Source organism: Paramicrobacterium agarici, assembly GCF_002563955.1.
GTDB classification, from domain to species: Bacteria; Actinomycetota; Actinomycetes; order Actinomycetales; family Microbacteriaceae; genus Paramicrobacterium; species Paramicrobacterium agarici.
Genome location: NZ_PDJE01000001.1, coordinates 1,392,353 through 1,407,816 on the forward strand (window position 1 = coordinate 1,392,353; position 15,464 = coordinate 1,407,816).

A 15,464-nucleotide genomic window follows, 5' to 3' on the forward strand; every position below is an offset into this window, starting at 1 on the left:
TGTCTAAGCGGCATGGGGCACGACCGGGAGATTGTTCTGCGCCAGCCAGGCTGCGTGAAGACTGATGGTGCTGTGTGTCGACGGACTTTCGCCAAGCCACTCGCTCCGCAAACGTTCGGGGTCGATCAGGTCGTGGTCGACGCCGTCGCCGTTCCACGACCGCGCGAACTCCCGTTCAGGCTCAAGCCACCGCGTCTCGTTGAACGCCGCCTTCGTCGTGCGGCTGAGGATGGCGTCGGGAAGAAGATCGTGAAAGAGAGCGCGCATCATCTGCGTTCGCCCTCCGAACCCCCAGTACCCGCCGGTCCTCTCCAAGGCCCGGAAGAACCGCTCATCGTCGAACGGAGAGAGCGGACTGTGCCCGTGGGCTCGCGCAACCGCTGCAAAGTTCGCCCGCGCCATTGACGCTGGGCGAGAATCGACCAGCGCGCGAAGTGAGCGATTCCACGCGAGAGGTTCCTTTGCCGAATGGATGACCTCTGTGAGCCGACGTTGACCCTCCCGGGTCAGCCAGGGAGAGCGTGCGACGAGCGCAGACGTGAGATCTGAATCGTTGCCGCGATGCGCGACGAGGGCATAGGCCTCACGCAGCGAGGTGCGCACCCAGATGTTCCTGACGGCCTCGCTGAGCGGTGTGATGCGCCGCCCCTCGATGACCAGGTCGCCCCCTTCACCTGTCAGCAGCACACCGGGGACGAGCTTCGTATAGATGGCACCGTGGAGCTGAAGAGCCGACGGCCAGAGCAGCCCGTGCGCGGTGAGCCCCGCTTGGGCGGCCTCACTGAGAAGCGACTGCTCACCACGAAATTCGAGTACGATGCGTTCGCGAATGCTCAGGTGCTCGAGCACCAAGTCTTGCCAGTCAGATTCGTCAGACCGGGGAGCGTCAGGGTGTTTCACGGTGACAGGGATCGGGTCATCGGCGTCGAGGGATCGTGCGATGGCCGTCGCGAGCGCGAGAATCGCCGACGAGTCGCGCCCGCCCGAGAAGAGAACGTAGACCGGTATGCCCGTGAACGCCGTTTTGACGATCTGCTCAAGTGCTACGCGTGGCGTCGCTGATCGCTGCTTGTGCTCTGCGGTGCGAGCAAACGGCTCTCCGCTAGGGAAAGCGAATGCCTGCTCCTCTGGTCTCAACCGCACGAAGTCGTTCATGGTGTACGTCGCGGCGGACGGCCGCTCCGCCGTCCGCCGCGTCCCCGATTCACTCAGCGTGATCCCTTGGGGGATGAGCCACCCCACCAATAGGTGTTGTCGTCGAAATCGAGAGCCCACGGATCCCCGAGTGTGACGCTCGAGAACCGACCGATCTCCGTGACTTTCGGTGATTCATATGCCATGATTTCTCTCCGCTCTACATGTGATTCATCTCGCCTGGGAATCAGGAGAGATGGCCAAACCGTAGCAAACGTGAGTAACGCTCACAATAAAAACTATGGTCAAAACGTGAAGAACCCTCGAATTGGGGGTGAGCGATGCGGTCAGGGGCCTCGGACTGAGCGGAACGCGTGGCTATGCTCGCCATGTGGCCAACGCACAGGTGCCCCCGACATCGAAAAGCCCCCGCCGGCTCTACCGGCTGGTGTCGTTCAGTCTGTCGTTGGTGTGGACGGCATCGCGCAGCTCGTTCGTCTGGCTCGTGGTGCTGCAGCTGGCCGGTGCGGCGGTGATTGCCGGCCAGGTGTTCGCTGTGCAGTGGGTGCTCGCCGGCATCCTCGGCCTCGGGGAGCCGTCGGCGTCGGTCAGTACCCTGGTGGCAGCTGTCGTCGCTCTGGCGGTCCTCACCGCCCTCGGCGCCGTTTTCGGCTCAGTGCAAGGATCGCTCAGCCGTTTCGTCGGCGAGTCCGTCGCGCGAGCGATGTGGCATCGTCTGCTCGACGTCTCCACGGGCGTTGGTTTGAAGAAGTTCGAGTCCCCCGAGTTCTTCGACAGGCTCGAGCGCGTGCGCACGAGCGCGCTGACACGCCCGTTTCTCGTCACGAACGGTGTGATCGCGGTGATCGGCGCTGTTGCAGCAGGACTGGGCCTCGCCATCACCCTCGCGGCATTCCATCCCGTTCTTCTGCCGTTGCTTCTGATCAGCGGTCTTCCTGTTCTGCTGACGAGCAGGCGTGAGAGTCGACTGGAATTTCGATTCAACGTCGATCAGACGCAGCCGATTCGGCAGCGGACCTATACATCGATCCTGCTCACAGGGCGTGACGAGGCGAAAGAAATCCGGGCATTCGGTCTTGCGCGCTCGCTTCGGGCCCGGTTCGACGCGCTGTACCGGCGCTATCTTGCCGATCTCGGCGCGCACTTGCGCCGTCGTGCCGTCTACAGCGTGATCGGGCAGTTCACCGCCGCCGTCGTGCTCGGGGCGACACTGCTGGTTCTCGTGTGGCTGATCACTCTCGGGCAGATCGGCATCGCGGCCGCCGGGGCAGCGCTCGTCGCGGTGCGGATGCTGTCGGCCCAGGTGCAGTCGCTGACCGGCGGGATTCAGACGATCTTCGAATCCGGGCTCTTCATTGACGACCTGCGAGAGTTCATCTCGCTGACGGACGATGATTCCGAAGGCGAGGCGATCGCGAAACCGCGCACGTTCGCATCGCTCGAACTGTCAGACGCGACGTTCACCTACCCCGGTCGGGACGTGCCGGCCGTCGACAGAGTGGATGTTCGGATCGGAAAGGGCGAGGTCGTCGCCCTTGTCGGAGAGAACGGTTCGGGCAAGACAACCCTCGCCAAGATCGTCGCCGGCCTGTATCCGGTCGACCGCGGCAGCATCCTCTGGGATGGGCGAGACGTCGCATTGCTTCCGGAGGGCACGCTCAGGGCGAGCACAGCAGTGATCTTTCAGGATTTCGTGCGCTATGCGATGAGCGCCTCAGCGAACATCTCATTCGGCAATCCGGATGCCCCTCTGAGCGAGGAGCGGGTCAGAGCCGCTGCGACAGCATCCGGTGCCCGTGAGTTTCTCGATGATCTGCCGCAGGGCTTCGAGACGCCATTGACGCGCCTGTTCGAAGGTGGCCGCGATCTGTCGGGAGGTCAATGGCAGCGCGTCGCAATCGCCCGCGCGTTCTACCGCGATGCACCTCTCGTCGTGCTGGACGAGCCCTCGTCCGCGCTTGATCCTCGAGCCGAGTATGAGCTGTACTCGTCGTTGCGCGAGACGCTGCGCGGACGCTCTGCCCTGGTGATCTCGCACCGGTTCTCGACGGTGCGCAACGCCGACCGGATCTACGTGCTGAAAGACGGGCGGGTGGCCGAGCACGGCACGCACGACGAGCTCATGCGACGCCGGGGCGTCTACGCTGAGCTGTTCACGCTTCAGGCCTCTGCCTACCTTGAGGACGAAGACGTGGCGTGACGGGATTCGCCGTCGCCACCCAGACGACCAGCCAGGTGCCGGCGAGCGTTGCCGTGGCGAACGAGGCGATCGTTCCGGCGACGGCGCCGGCCAGAGGTGCCAGAGCGATGAGTCCAAGTGTGACAGCGGCGATGGCCCCTGCCGGTCCGTGCGCGAGGGTGCGAAGCTGCCTCAGCGACGCAACGCGCATGCGGGCTGCCCACGGCGCGACGATTCCCGCAAGAGCGATTCCGCCCAGAACGTCGCTGGGGCGATGCGCAAGCGTCGTGACGGAGGCGATGCCGACGAGGGTCACGGCGGCGACGACGCAGCACACTGCGACGAGGCGGATGTTCCTGCCCCGCAGCATCCGAACGACCATGATGCCGGCAAGAGCGCTTACCACGACGTGCCCGCTCGGGTACGTGTTGACCGAGTAGCCGAAGTCGCCGAAGTACGGGCGCTCAAGAACGAGATGCTTGAGGATGCTGCTCGCCGCGTACGCTCCCACGATCGCCGAGGCGCCGACCGCGGCATCTGTCGCGAGGCCCCGGCACGCACCGACGATGCCGAGGATAGCCGCCGCGACGCCAAGTGCGTAGGGAGTGAGGGAACGTGCTCGAGCGAACGCCAGATCGGCGGATGGCGGAAGCCAATCGAACACGCCGAGACTGAACGCGTCGGTGTACTGCCCGGCGGGGGTGAGCACGGCGGCGACGAAGACCAAGGCGAACGCGAGAGCGAAGCTGATGCTCCAACCGGCGGCGCGACGCAGGTGACGCTGCAGATCGCGCCGCCGGTCAGCAGCGAGCAAGCTCCTCATCGACGATCGTGTGAAGTCGGCTGATGAAGCGGCTTTCCGAGAACTCCTCCGAGTGGTCGACGATGGTGCGCGTCGACCAGGAGCGCTGGACCATCTGCTCGACGGCGGCAGCGACAGAGGTGGCATCTGGTTGGTCGAAGAACACGCCCGTGATGTTCTCGACGACGGTGTCGAGGTAGCCTCCATCGCGCAGCGCAGCGGTGGGTCGACCGAAACCGGCGGCTTCGAGCGGGGTGAGCCCGAAATCCTCGTACGAGGCGGCGACGAGTCCCGAGCAGTTTTCATACAGCCAACGCAGCTCGCCATCGCTGACGCGTCCGAGGATGTGCGTGTTTCCGACCCGCTCGGCCAGTGCGTCGAGTCGCTTGCGTTCCGGTCCGTCGCCGACGATGACCAGGCCCAGATCGGGCAGTTGCGAGACGGCCTCAATGACGGTGTCGACGTTCTTGTACGGCAGCAGCCGAGCGACGCAGAGGACGAATGGCTGCTGTACGCGGGCGACAGGTTCCGGCGTCGCGGAGAGGGCGGACATGGCCGGAGGCGGGGGAAGCACCTCGGCGTCGATCCCGTACACTTCAGCGACGGCTCGCTTGATGATCGTCGAATTCACGACGTAGCGGTCGGCGGTCTGGGCCGCCTTCTGGTCCCACGTGCGCAGCTCGGGGCCGATGGCGCCCGCCACGGCTTCGATGGCGCGGGAGCGAAGGCTGTGGCCGCCGTTCGAGCCGGAGTAGCGAGTCGTCTGGTAGAGCCAGCGTGCGGGGGCGTGGCAGTAGACGATCTTGCGGCCCGTCGTCTGGATGCCGTGAGCCCACCCGCTCGAGCTCGCGACGAGCACGTCGGCGTCGAGGCGACACTGCGAGACAGCATCCTTCAGAAAAGGAAGTGCAAGACGGTGATGCTGGCGGAGCAGCCTCCAGCGGTTGATCGGCATGGGTTTGACGTCGATGGCACCGAACTCCGGGAATGTGCTGCTCGGGTTGTACAGCGTGGTATGCAGGGCGAGACGGGGGAAGGCGTGCGTGAGTGTGAGAGCAACACGCTCGGCGCCTCCTCGTTGCGTCACATAGTCATGAGCAAGGGCGATGTCCGCCACGGCGAGTCCTCTCGAAGTGATCGAATCGAGCGCGTCCTAAAAGTGAGGAAAGCTCAGATATAGCAATTCGAGACTACGGTTGGAGCGTGGAGGATGCATGACCCCAATGCGAGGGTGAGGAATCCTCACATTTAGTGCGGTGCATTACCGCGGTGGTCGCTCACGCGTGAGGTGCCGTGTGTTCGGTGGTGCCGACGCTGTCAGCGCCGCGTGATCCAGCCCGCGTCCCACGGGAGGCGCGCGACGTCACCGGCGACTGAGCGAAGCTGTGGGGCGGCCCAATATCGAAGCACAGCGTTGAAGCAGCGACGCCGCTCAGCCATGCTCAAGGGGGCGCGTGCAACAGCCTTCATCATGAGAGTGATGCTGCGCGAGTACGGGAACGGAACGTTCGGGCGGCTCGGGTCGATCCACTCGGCTTCGGAGTTGCGGTGCCCGCCGCTGCGGTCGACGTGCTGCCGAATCGAGAGGCGCTTTGCGTCAGGGGACGAAAGCAGGCAGCGACCGCGCAGCGCCATGGAGGTTGGCATGATGAACTCTCCACCCGTTGACACGGAGATGCCGCCCGACTCTCGAACCACGTGCGTGCGCATGAGGCCGAACTGAATCTGCGCGACCTTGCGCTGGAACAAGACGCGTATCCGCTCGTGCGCGGACGGCTGACCGAGGTCGAGATCGCCGTCCTCATGCTGACCCACGACGGCGCTGTTCTCATCGATGAGATTGACGCGCGGGTAGGCGACGACCGCTGATTGCCCGGCATCTGAGAGTCGGTCGACGGAGTCTTTGATCAGAAGTGGATGCGGTTCGTCGTCGTGGTACGCCCACATGATGAGCGGCGCGGAGGCGTCGGCGAGGAGCGCGTTGGAATTGCGTGCGCCTCCGATGTTCTGCTCGTTGCGCGTGTAGCGGATTCTGCTGTCGGACGACGCGAACTCCTGAACGATGCCCTCGGTGTCGTCTGTCGACGCGTTGTCGCGGATGAGCAGCTCGAAGTCGGCGAAGGTCTGGCTTTGCAGAGCGGCAAGCGATCGGGCAATGTAGTCAGCCCCGTTGTACACGGGCATCGCGATCGTGACGGGTGGCACGGCGGCAGTCATGTCGAAACCCTTCCTTGTATCGAGGTGATTCCAGATTGAGAGAACTCGCGGAGGGCAGTGGCGCGAAAAGCATTCGTGCGCTCGACCAGTCGATGTCTGATCTCGGATCTGGATGCGGAGCATCGCTCCACGAGTTCGAGGACCTTTTGGCTCGTGATGGTTTCTGCATGCAGGACTGTCTCGGTGAGCCCCAGCTGCTCCATGAGCGCTACGTCTTTATGCGCGTGCGCTAGGGCAACAATGGGAGTCGCGGCGAGTGCCGATGCGACGATCACGTGATAGCGGCTCGCGATGACCACGTCACACTCGGCGACGGCGGCCACCATGTCGGCGAACGCGCCGAACGGGAGTGCTGGATCCAGGTCGCCTGACGAGCTCGACATCGCATGACCGCACACCCATTCCGTCGGGCCGGCATCCGCACGGTCGCCCAGCAAGAACCTCACCCGTCGCCCACTGGCCGATATTTCTTGAGCGACGTCGGCAAGCACCTCGAGATAGCGCTCCCGGGCCTGGGGATCCTCTGGCTCATAATTGATGACGGAAAGCCCGACGACACCGGTACTGTCTGGTGACGAGAGCACGTCGAATGAGGAGCTGAAGACAACGTCGGGAACGACGCGATCCGTGCGTGCGCGAGCTCCGATCGACGACGCTGTCGCCTGATCGCGATAAGACCGATAGTGCGGAAATCGACTCGCGGCAACGGCGGTCAGGCGCTGCATCGCTGGCAGTGCATCGCTGCCTCCGAGAGCAAACCACGCGAGCGGCACTCGCTTCATTTGGCACGCGATCGAGAGTAGTAGCAGCCATGTCTGGTCGCCGCCGGGAAGTCGCCCGGCGACGCGTTCGAGCAGTCCGGTTCCGGGAACGATGACCGTATCAAAATGCGAGACGATGCTGACGAGATTCGCCAGGTCGAGAAGCTTGTTGCGCACCTTCGAGAAGAAGTGCCGGGCTGCGCTCTGATGAGAGGAACGGATGGGGAGTGCGGGAATCCCTAGCGACACGGTCGCGCGATCGGGGGCGGGCGATATCGCTGTGATCTCACAATCTGGCGCGACCGCGCGCACGAGTTCGATCATCGCTGCCCCAGACGCGTCGTTACCCATGTTCCCGATGCCGAAGTCGCCGAATAATGCAATACGGGTCCGTCGTTCCGCAGAAGTCGATGAGAGCGCGCCGGGTTTCGAGGGGCGAGCGCGGGATGCTGCTGAGCGCGCGGTCGCGGCACGTGGATGGGCTGGAGGGCCTGCGTTCACCGAACGGTTCCGAATCACGGGCTGCCTCCTATCCGGTGATTATGGGTGCTGGTGTGAACAGCGCGCGTCCGTGGTTTGCTCGGGCTCGGGGCGACGTTAGCAAAACTGAGTGACCCTCACAATAGATTCTGACCACAAACAGCTGTTATGCCCTCGAAGTGGGGGAGTCGTGAGCACGAGCGCCGACGTGCATGAGGGTGCGGAGCAACGGCGGTCCGATTCGCCGTGCCCCCAATTGCGGGTACGAGTGTGGTTCGGCGCCCTGGTGATGTCGTACCGTTGCACCATGACGTCGTACTTTGAGGAAGCCTCAGTTTTTGTCACCGGGCATACTGGGTTCAAGGGCGCATGGCTCTGCCTGCTGCTCGACCGGCTCGGCGCACGGGTGCACGGGTACGCTCGACAGACTCCGGATGACTTCCTGTACCAGCGCGCGCACGTCTCATCTGCTCTGGAGGCCGACGAGCGCGGCGACATCCGCAACGTCGAGCAGCTCACCGCGAGCATGCGGCGCTCCGGTGCCGAGACCGTTCTGCACTTGGCCGCGCAGTCAGTCGTGCGTGAGTCATATGCAACGCCTCGTGAGACGTTCTCTGTCAACGTCGATGGAACGCTCGCTGTGCTTGAGGCTGCGCGCAGCACAGAGTCCGTGCGCCGCGTAGTCGTTGTGACGACGGACAAGGTCTACCGCAACAACGAGTGGCATTGGGGCTATCGCGAACAGGACATGCTGGGAGGCGACGACCCGTACAGCGCGAGCAAAGCGGCGGCGGAACTCGCAACCCACTCGTTCGCCGTCTCTTACCCTCGCGAAGGACTGGCGATCGCGACAGCACGGGCGGGCAACGTCGTCGGGGGAGGCGATGCCACCCCCGACGCGCTCATTCCCGAGTTGATCGGCGCGTTCCGCAGCGGCCGGCCGGCATCGCTCAGGCGCCCACGCGCGACCCGTCCCTGGCAGCACGTTCTCGAACCGCTCACCGGATACCTCAGACTCGCGGAGAAACTGGATTCGTCGCGCCACGACTCGGCCTGGAACTTCGGGCCGTCGACAGACGAAGTGCTGACGGTCGGCTCGGTCGCCGACGAGCTGGCTCATCTCTGGGGCGACGGCGCCCAGTGGTCGGCGGTGGACGATGACGGCCCGCACGAGGCCGGCCTGCTCATGGTCGATTCGGCGCGAGCTCGGCACGACCTCGGCTGGTCGCCCACACTGAGCGTGCGCGAGGCGCTCGCGTACACGATCGACTGGGAGAAGTCGGTCGACGCCGGCGCATCGCCCCGCAGCGCCACCGAGCGCCAGATCGACGACTATCTCGCGGCGGCAGACCGCCGTTCAGCGCGCACGTCACCGGCACTGTCGCGCTGAGCGACAGCATCCATATTTCGATTCACGACAGACAGAAGGACACCATGAAGACCATTGCTACTGATATCGAGGGACTCATTGTTTTCGAGCCCACCGCCCATCGCGACGAGCGCGGGTACTTCACGCGCACCATGGACGTGACGGTTCTAGCGGAGGCGGGGATCGACCCTGCGGGCTTTAAGCAAGAGAACCAGTCACGCTCCTATCAGGGTGTTGTTCGCGGATTGCACGGGCGCATGAACAACGGGGAAGCAAAACTCGTGAGGTGCGCACACGGCGCCGTACTTGACATCGCCATCGACGCCCGCCCGGGTTCGGCGACGTTCGGTCAGGTGCGCACGTTCCTTCTCGACGACCAAGTGCATCGCCAGGTCTACATTCCGCGCGGCTTCCTTCACGGCTATCAGGCGCTGACGTCGGTGACGGACTTCTGCTATCGCATCGACGACTTCTACGGCCCAGATGAGGACATCACGATCTCATACAACGACCCCGATCTCGCCGTCGCATGGCCTGCCCCCATCACCATCGTGAGTGAGCGCGACCGCAATGGGATCTCGTGGCAGGAGTACACACGGCTTGTCGGGATGGCGTAAGCCGCGCCTCAGGCGCGAATCTCGGTCGGTCTCGGATCAACGATCACCCATGTTCCCCCGTTCGCCTCAATGCCGGGGAGGGAGTTGCGCACCTCAGGGAGCAGGTCCGAGACGAACAAGAGAACGCGATCCGGTCGCGCGGCGACGAGGTCTTCGGGCGACACGATCGGGATTCGCGAGCCGGGCATCGTCCGGCCGTGCTTGGCGGTCGACGCGTCGGCGATCATCACGATATCGTCCGATGTGACATTCGCCGAGCTCAGGAGCGCTGCGGTTCGCGAGGCGGCGCCGTACCCGGCAACGGTTAGACCGAGGGATGCTGCCTGCTCGAGGTACTCCCTGATGGCGCTGACCGAGTCCACCATTGACGTGTGAAGTGACGTTTGGAGTCGCTCGGGATCGAGGACGCCGATCGCCGTCTCTTCGGCAATGAGCTCCGTGACAGACGGTGCTTGTTCGCCGCCACGGCTGCTTCCGCGTCGAGCGAAGGCGAGCATCGTCGTGCCGTTGTTGTAAAGCGGATACGACCACGCGCCGATGGCGACGAGCCCGATCTCATGTGCCATGCGCACGAGAGAGGGGGTGGTGTAGTACGCGAAATGACCGTTCTTCAGGGCATTCCACATTCCCTCGCGAACGATCGCTGAGGCGTTGTGAATCATGAACAGCATGACGCCATCGTCGGCGAGCGCGTCCAGTCGCTCGCGAAAGGCCGCCTGCTGGTCTGCAGCGTGCATCATGCCGTGCACGTCGACAATGAGGTCCGCGGTGCCGTCGGTGACCTCTGTGAGGTGGAACGGCTCGAGTTGCGGACGCCACGAACCGCCGTGCGGACTCGGATAGTGCAGAACGCGCGAGCCCGGCCTGATGAGACCTGCCGCCGTCGCGTCCGCAACGCACAACTCAGCCTGATGCACGAGCGCCGCGGGCTCGACGCCCATGACCTCCTCGGGGGTCGTCGGGTCCGCCTCGAGTTGTAGGAGACCGCTGCCGTGGGCGAACACCATTCGCATCGGGTATCGCGGGTCAGGCAGCGTATCCGTCGGGTGAGGGAAATAGTCGGATGCTGGCTGATCGCCGAGGTCAAGCACGACGGTTCCGTCGGCCTGACCAGACCAGCGGTCGCGCCAAGAGGTTTCGGGTTCGGAAGTGTGGAGCGAGCGCATGGGGTATGTCTCTCGGGTAGGGGGTGAGATTGCTCACAGTGTATTGAGCGAGAGGATGCTTGTCGCTTCCCCTCTTCGGGTTACGTGAGTAATTGTCATTTTAGCGCGAATCGAGAAACGCCTGGTGAAATTGTGATTGCGGGGACCGCATCCTCGTACGGGTGCTTCACATCACTGCAGGCTGAAGCCACCGTCGCTCGTGAGTACCTGACCGATGACCCAGGACCCGTTGCTCGTGCTGAGCCAACCGATGAGCTCGGCCGGATCGTCCGGACGCCCGAATCGCCCAAACGGGGTCTCGTCTAGATACCGCTGCAGTTCGCCAAGAGGACGGTCCGTCGTCTCGGGGTCCAGGTACCCCGTGTTGACCGGCCCGGGATTGATTGTGTTCAGCACGATTCCCCATTCGAGAAGCTCGGCCGCGACGGTCGGCGTGAGTCCGGCGAGCGACGCTTTGCTCGCCGCATACGCTACTTCGCCGCGCATCGGACCGTGCAGCTGGCCCGATGTCGTCCAGAACACGTGACCCGTCGGGGAGTCGACGGGCCCGCGGCCGGTTATGCGCTCGCCGGGACGTGCGGCCTCGATCGCGGTGCCACCCGCCTTGTGCCGGGCAAACTCAGCGGTGAGCAGGATCGTGGACCGGGTGTTCGTCTGCCAGTGCGCGTCGAGGCGGTCAGGCGTCATGTCGAGGATGCTGCCGTCGTCGCCGCTCTTGGCATGATTGCAGACGAGAATGTCGAGAGAGCCTGTGTGATGCGCGGCCGACTCGATGAGCGGGGCGATCGCTTCAGCATCCGTTAAGTCGATGTCGTGATCGTGCATGGTCGCAGCGCCGATGAGCGAAGATCGGAGGCCCGCTCGAACAGCCTCGAGGTCGTCGCTGCCCCACGGCTGGTTCTCGTCGTGGCGCTGGTAATGCTGAATGACGATGTTCGCGCCAAGGGGCGCAAGCTTGCGGGCCACCGCGTAGCCGATGCCGCGTCGACGGGAGACGCCCGTGACGAGCGCCGTCTTGCCTCGAAGCGGCGCCGAGGAGCGTTCCACTGTCAACCTCCATGCTGAGCGTTGTCGCATCATCCGCGCGGCACACGGTGAGGGCGTCTCGAACCCTGATGCTGCGGATTCACGCTATCGGATGAAGACCGTCTCATGCCTGCTCGCCCCTGTGCTCCAATCTCGCGTCCCACTACCCTCGGTACATGGGCAACGATGTCTATGAACGCGATTCATCCGGGTACGATCGCGCGCTGGGTTTCTTCGACGCGATCTACGGGTTCTCGCTGACGCTCCTGATCGCCAACCTTGATGTGCCGCCACCGGAGGCATGGCAGAGCATCGATACGCTCCTCGCGCATGAGGTCGGCAGCCAGCTGACCGGATTTCTCATCAGCTTCGTCGTGATTGCAGTTTTCTGGCGTGTGAACCATGGAACGATCGACCGCCTGTCGCGCATCGATTCCCGGGTGATCACCGTCAACATCATTGCGGCGGGGCTGATCATCTTCATTCCGTTCTCGACCCAGGGCATGAGCGACCCCGCGACGGCTAACTATGCGCTGCCCACGTCGCTCTACGCTGTCAATATCGCGGCTGCCATGGTGGCGCAGTCCGCCATCGTCTTCGTGGCGCGTCGGAGCGAAGACGGTGCTGATCTTTCACGCAGGCAGTGGATGCTGTGGATACTCGACGCCATGGTCGGGCCTGTGGTCTTTCTCGCGTCGGTACCGGTGGCCTACGTGTGGGGAGGGAACGACGCGAAGTTCGTCTGGCTCGCGCTCATCGTTCTCGGTCCGCTGAGTGCTCGGCTCACGCGTGCGGCATCCCCTGCGTCTGACACAGCATCCTCGTAGCAACCCCCTTTTCAATCCAAGTGTGACGAGAGACCCTGATCGTCAAGACTGAAGGAAGAACAAGGGAGTAGCAATGCTTGGGCTCATCATCACCTTGCTCGTGATCTGGCTGATCCTGACCATTCTGGGACTCGTGATCAAAGGACTCGCCTGGCTGGCGGCCATCGGAATCATCCTCTTCGTCGTGACCCTCGCGTGGGTCGGCATCCGACGTCTGCTTGCAAGTAGGAGAGACTCGTAACGATGGTCCCCGCGTGCGCTGGCGCGGGACAAACCATTAGGGCAGTTTCGACTGAACCGCAGGCGTCACAATCGTCTCGTGAAACAAGAAAACCCCCGGCTAAGCGGGGGTTTTGTGGCTCCGACCGGCGTCGATCCGGTGACCTTTCGATTTTCAGTCGAACGCTCTACCAACTGAGCTACAGAGCCAATGCGACACAAGTGCCACATAGGGAGAAAAACCCTTCCTTTCGGAAGGGTTTTTCACCTGCGACCCTGACCGGACTTGAACCGGCGACCTCCGCCGTGACAGGGCGGCGCGCTAACCAACTGCGCCACAGGGCCAAACTGTGTTTCGCTATTCAATTGTAGAGCACGTTGAGCAGTGCTCGTGACCCCAACGGGATTCGAACCCGTGCTACCGCCGTGAAAGGGCGGCGTCCTAGGCCGCTAAACGATGGGGCCTCAAAACCTCTCCGAAGAGCTGCTTTGACTACCGACGTAAAAGCATATGGGCAACCACTCGGATATACAAATTGCGTGTCAACCCGGGCGTGCCGATGTTGCGACGAGCCCGAAATGTCACGCGAAACCGGTGCGCCGACGGTTAGATTGCCCCTACAACGTGGGTATGGATCCCTTGATTTCACGCGTGCAGTCGTGGATTCTTGTGGATAGTGTTAACGCTGTTACGTCTGTTACATATGTGAAAAGGTCGGTGCACTCAGATGTCGAAGCGAGATCGCGAGCCTCGCGCGGGCATTTTCTCGCGACCCCACGACGGAGAATCGCGGTCGGAGACAACGCGGCGACAGGTCATCTCCATCGGCGTCTTCGGCGTCGTCACAGCCGTCGCTGGACTTACCGGCATCGCTCCGGCGTGGGCAGACAAGTACCCGAGCTGGGACGACGTTAAGCGCGCAAAGAACAATCAGGCTGCCAAGGCCGAAGAGGTCAAGAAGATCAAGAACCTCATCGCTTCACTGCAGCAGCGGGTCGCCGACACGAAAGCGGCAGAGGAAGAGGCGGGGCAGAAGCTTTACGACGCCGGTATCGCCCTCACAGAGGCGACGGCTCGCGCCGAGCAGCTGCAGCAGCAGGCGGATGAAAAAGAGGTGGAGGCTGACGCCGCGATAACCAAGGCGGGGCAGCTTGCCGCACAGCTCTACCGGTCGGGTGGAGACAACGCGAGCCTTGGCCTCATCTTTGATGCGACAGCATCCGGACCCGATGACTTGCTCGCCGCGCTCGGCAGCATGACGAAGCTCGTAGAGCACAACCAGTCGGTATACCAGAGCGCCCTCACCGCAAAGAACACGGCGCAGTCGCTGAGCGACCAGGCCGTCGTCGCGCGCGACGAGCGGGATCGGCTGAAGCAGGAGGCCGAAGAAGCATACGAGGCAGCGCAGGCAGCAGCGGAGGCCGCTCGCAACGCTCTCGCCGAGCAGGAGTCCAAACAGGAGACCCTCAAAGCGCAGCTCGAAGCGCTGCAGGACAAGACTTCGAAGACCGTCGAGCAGTACAAGAAGGGCGTCGAAGAGCGCCGCAAGGCCGCAGAAGCTGCCCGCAAGGCACGCGAAGCAGCGGCGAGACGGGCTGCCGAAGAAGCCGCCAAGAACAACGGCGGCGGTGGCGGCGGTGGCGGTGGCGGTTCCACCGGCGGGGGAGGCGGCGGTGGCGGCTCCTCGAGCGGTTGGCGCTGGCCATGCAGCGGCGGCTACATCACCTCGCCATTCGGATGGCGCACGCACCCGATCTCTGGAACGAGAAAGTTCCACGAGGGTATCGACATCTCGGGGAGCTCCGGCGAGGCGATCTGGGCTGCGAAGGGCGGCACCATCGCCTACGCCGGATGGTACGGCGGATACGGCAACTATGTCCTCATCAACCACGGCGGCGGGCAGTACACCGGTTACGGCCACATGAGTTCGATCTACCGCTGGAGCGGATGGGTGAACGCGGGCACGGCCATCGGAGCGATGGGCAGCACGGGAAACTCGACCGGCACGCACCTTCACTTCGAGGTGCGCAACGGGCGTTGGAATCCCGTCAACCCCCTCAACTACGTATAAGCGAAACCGAAGCGGCCCCGCAGAATGAACTGCGGGGCCGCTTCTGTGCTCAGGGCAGGGATGGGTCAGTGGCCGCCGTCCTCTGCGAGCTTGGCGATTCCCGCCTGAACAATCTGCTCGGCCTCGGCGACGTCGCCCCAGCCCTCGATCTTCACCCACTTGTTCGGCTCGAGGTCCTTGTAGCGCGTGAAGAAGTGCTCGATCTCGGCACGCTGGTGCTCGGGCACATCGCTGATGTCCTGAATGTGCTGCCAGCGCGGGTCTTTGTACTGAACACAGACGACCTTGGCGTCGGACCCGGCCTCATCGCTCATGTTGAGCACGCCGACCGGACGCACCTTGATGCCCACACCGGGGAAAACCGGGTACTCGAGCAGAACAAGCGCGTCGACGGGGTCGCCGTCGAGGCCGAGGGTGTTCTCGAAGTAGCCGTAGTCCACCGGGTACACAAAATTCGTGAACAGCACACGGTCGAGATAGACGCGACCGGTCTCGTGGTCGACTTCGTACTTGTTGCGGCTGCCCTTGGGGATCTCTACGACGACGTCGTACTCGGCCATGTGCTTTCTCCTTA

At 63.6% G+C, this 15,464-nt stretch carries 15 protein-coding genes and 3 tRNA genes; 6 read left to right on the plus strand and 12 right to left on the minus strand.

The features are described 5' to 3' along the window. Positions 1 to 3: 3 nt before the first annotated feature. Both ATJ78_RS06815 and ATJ78_RS15770 read right to left on the minus strand, forming a co-directional pair. Complete coding sequence (locus ATJ78_RS06815) at positions 4 to 1,155, minus strand: asparagine synthase-related protein (RefSeq protein WP_098406910.1); 1,152 nt, start codon at positions 1,153 to 1,155, stop codon at positions 4 to 6. Positions 1,156 to 1,208: 53 nt separating this feature from the next. Next, the gene (locus ATJ78_RS15770) at positions 1,209 to 1,340 is read right to left on the minus strand and encodes a lasso RiPP family leader peptide-containing protein (RefSeq protein ID WP_143741387.1); all 132 of its coding nucleotides are present in this window, start codon (positions 1,338 to 1,340) and stop codon (positions 1,209 to 1,211) included. A 185-nt stretch (positions 1,341 to 1,525) separates the two neighbouring features. Between ATJ78_RS15770 and ATJ78_RS06820 the strand changes: the two genes are divergently transcribed. Next, complete coding sequence (locus tag ATJ78_RS06820; protein ID WP_245836236.1) at positions 1,526 to 3,355, plus strand: ABC transporter ATP-binding protein; 1,830 nt, start codon at positions 1,526 to 1,528, stop codon at positions 3,353 to 3,355. Here ATJ78_RS06820 and ATJ78_RS06825 read toward each other — a convergent pair. The 4 genes from ATJ78_RS06825 to ATJ78_RS06840 form a co-directional block, all read right to left on the minus strand. Further along, complete coding sequence (locus ATJ78_RS06825; RefSeq protein WP_098406911.1) at positions 3,309 to 4,157, minus strand: phosphatase PAP2 family protein; 849 nt, start codon at positions 4,155 to 4,157, stop codon at positions 3,309 to 3,311. The genes ATJ78_RS06820 and ATJ78_RS06825 overlap by 47 nt on opposite strands. Beyond that, positions 4,135 to 5,253, minus strand: a complete 1,119-nt coding sequence (locus tag ATJ78_RS06830; RefSeq protein ID WP_098406912.1) for a glycosyltransferase — start codon at positions 5,251 to 5,253, stop codon at positions 4,135 to 4,137. Before ATJ78_RS06830 ends, ATJ78_RS06825 begins: the two co-directional genes overlap by 23 nt. Before the next feature lie 200 nt (positions 5,254 to 5,453). Beyond that, on the minus strand, positions 5,454 to 6,353 hold the full coding sequence (locus tag ATJ78_RS06835) for a glycosyltransferase family 2 protein (protein ID WP_169923413.1): 900 nt from the start codon (positions 6,351 to 6,353) through the stop codon (positions 5,454 to 5,456). Further along, entirely contained in the window at positions 6,350 to 7,465 is a 1,116-nt protein-coding gene (locus ATJ78_RS06840) for a polysaccharide pyruvyl transferase family protein (RefSeq protein WP_098406914.1), read from the minus strand. The genes ATJ78_RS06835 and ATJ78_RS06840 overlap by 4 nt, the downstream gene beginning before the upstream one ends. Positions 7,466 to 7,901: 436 nt before the next feature. On the opposite strand from ATJ78_RS06840, the gene rfbG reads away from it, so the two are divergent. After that, positions 7,902 to 8,984, plus strand: coding sequence for a CDP-glucose 4,6-dehydratase (gene rfbG, locus ATJ78_RS06845; RefSeq protein ID WP_098409256.1), 1,083 nt, complete (start codon positions 7,902 to 7,904; stop codon positions 8,982 to 8,984). A gap of 44 nt (positions 8,985 to 9,028) precedes the next feature. After that, positions 9,029 to 9,580 (plus strand): dTDP-4-dehydrorhamnose 3,5-epimerase, encoded by a 552-nt coding sequence (rfbC, locus tag ATJ78_RS06850; protein ID WP_098406915.1) that lies wholly within the window; start codon positions 9,029 to 9,031, stop codon positions 9,578 to 9,580. 8 nt (positions 9,581 to 9,588) lie between these two features. On the opposite strand, the gene ATJ78_RS06855 is transcribed toward rfbC, so the two are convergent. Both ATJ78_RS06855 and ATJ78_RS06860 read right to left on the minus strand, forming a co-directional pair. Further along, entirely contained in the window at positions 9,589 to 10,746 is a 1,158-nt protein-coding gene (locus ATJ78_RS06855) for a class I SAM-dependent methyltransferase (RefSeq protein WP_098406916.1), read from the minus strand. Positions 10,747 to 10,917: 171 nt separating this feature from the next. Next, positions 10,918 to 11,793: an SDR family oxidoreductase gene (locus ATJ78_RS06860; RefSeq protein ID WP_342744784.1), complete on the minus strand. Its 876-nt coding sequence runs from the start codon at positions 11,791 to 11,793 to the stop codon at positions 10,918 to 10,920. 155 nt (positions 11,794 to 11,948) lie between these two features. On the opposite strand from ATJ78_RS06860, the gene ATJ78_RS06865 reads away from it, so the two are divergent. Both ATJ78_RS06865 and ATJ78_RS15940 read left to right on the plus strand, forming a co-directional pair. Next, complete coding sequence (locus ATJ78_RS06865; RefSeq protein ID WP_098406917.1) at positions 11,949 to 12,599, plus strand: TMEM175 family protein; 651 nt, start codon at positions 11,949 to 11,951, stop codon at positions 12,597 to 12,599. Positions 12,600 to 12,672: 73 nt separating this feature from the next. Then, positions 12,673 to 12,840, plus strand: coding sequence for a hypothetical protein (locus ATJ78_RS15940; RefSeq protein WP_169923414.1), 168 nt, complete (start codon positions 12,673 to 12,675; stop codon positions 12,838 to 12,840). Between the two features lie 115 nt (positions 12,841 to 12,955). Here ATJ78_RS15940 and ATJ78_RS06870 read toward each other — a convergent pair. The 3 genes from ATJ78_RS06870 to ATJ78_RS06880 form a co-directional block, all read right to left on the minus strand. Then, positions 12,956 to 13,028, minus strand: a tRNA-Phe gene (locus tag ATJ78_RS06870). 61 nt (positions 13,029 to 13,089) lie between these two features. After that, positions 13,090 to 13,163, minus strand: a tRNA-Asp gene (locus ATJ78_RS06875). Positions 13,164 to 13,210: 47 nt separating this feature from the next. Then, positions 13,211 to 13,283 (minus strand) — tRNA-Glu (locus ATJ78_RS06880). Between the two features lie 263 nt (positions 13,284 to 13,546). On the opposite strand from ATJ78_RS06880, the gene ATJ78_RS06885 reads away from it, so the two are divergent. After that, on the plus strand, positions 13,547 to 14,890 hold the full coding sequence (locus tag ATJ78_RS06885) for a M23 family metallopeptidase (protein ID WP_098406918.1): 1,344 nt from the start codon (positions 13,547 to 13,549) through the stop codon (positions 14,888 to 14,890). 65 nt (positions 14,891 to 14,955) lie between these two features. Here ATJ78_RS06885 and ATJ78_RS06890 read toward each other — a convergent pair whose 3' ends face one another. Beyond that, a complete protein-coding gene (locus ATJ78_RS06890; RefSeq protein WP_098406919.1) occupies positions 14,956 to 15,450 on the minus strand; it encodes an inorganic diphosphatase in 495 nt (164 codons plus the stop codon). Between the last annotated feature and the right edge of the window lie 14 nt (positions 15,451 to 15,464).

What these genes read in the sequence shown, in the direction of transcription:
- ATJ78_RS06890 (WP_098406919.1), bottom strand. Translation starts at nt 15,450, where the DNA reads ATGGCCGAGTACGACGTCGTCGTAGAGATCCCCAAGGGCAGCCGCAAC.
- ATJ78_RS06885 (WP_098406918.1), top strand. Translation starts at nt 13,547, where the DNA reads ATGTCGAAGCGAGATCGCGAGCCTCGCGCGGGCATTTTCTCGCGACCC.
- ATJ78_RS15940 (WP_169923414.1), top strand. Translation starts at nt 12,673, where the DNA reads ATGCTTGGGCTCATCATCACCTTGCTCGTGATCTGGCTGATCCTGACC.
- ATJ78_RS15770 (WP_143741387.1), bottom strand. Translation starts at nt 1,340, where the DNA reads ATGGCATATGAATCACCGAAAGTCACGGAGATCGGTCGGTTCTCGAGC.
- ATJ78_RS06840 (WP_098406914.1), bottom strand. Translation starts at nt 7,465, where the DNA reads ATGGGTAACGACGCGTCTGGGGCAGCGATGATCGAACTCGTGCGCGCG.
- ATJ78_RS06825 (WP_098406911.1), bottom strand. Translation starts at nt 4,157, where the DNA reads ATGAGGAGCTTGCTCGCTGCTGACCGGCGGCGCGATCTGCAGCGTCAC.
- rfbC (WP_098406915.1), top strand. Translation starts at nt 9,029, where the DNA reads ATGAAGACCATTGCTACTGATATCGAGGGACTCATTGTTTTCGAGCCC.
- ATJ78_RS06835 (WP_169923413.1), bottom strand. Translation starts at nt 6,353, where the DNA reads ATGACTGCCGCCGTGCCACCCGTCACGATCGCGATGCCCGTGTACAAC.
- ATJ78_RS06815 (WP_098406910.1), bottom strand. Translation starts at nt 1,155, where the DNA reads ATGAACGACTTCGTGCGGTTGAGACCAGAGGAGCAGGCATTCGCTTTC.
- rfbG (WP_098409256.1), top strand. Translation starts at nt 7,902, where the DNA reads ATGACGTCGTACTTTGAGGAAGCCTCAGTTTTTGTCACCGGGCATACT.
- ATJ78_RS06865 (WP_098406917.1), top strand. Translation starts at nt 11,949, where the DNA reads ATGGGCAACGATGTCTATGAACGCGATTCATCCGGGTACGATCGCGCG.
- ATJ78_RS06855 (WP_098406916.1), bottom strand. Translation starts at nt 10,746, where the DNA reads ATGCGCTCGCTCCACACTTCCGAACCCGAAACCTCTTGGCGCGACCGC.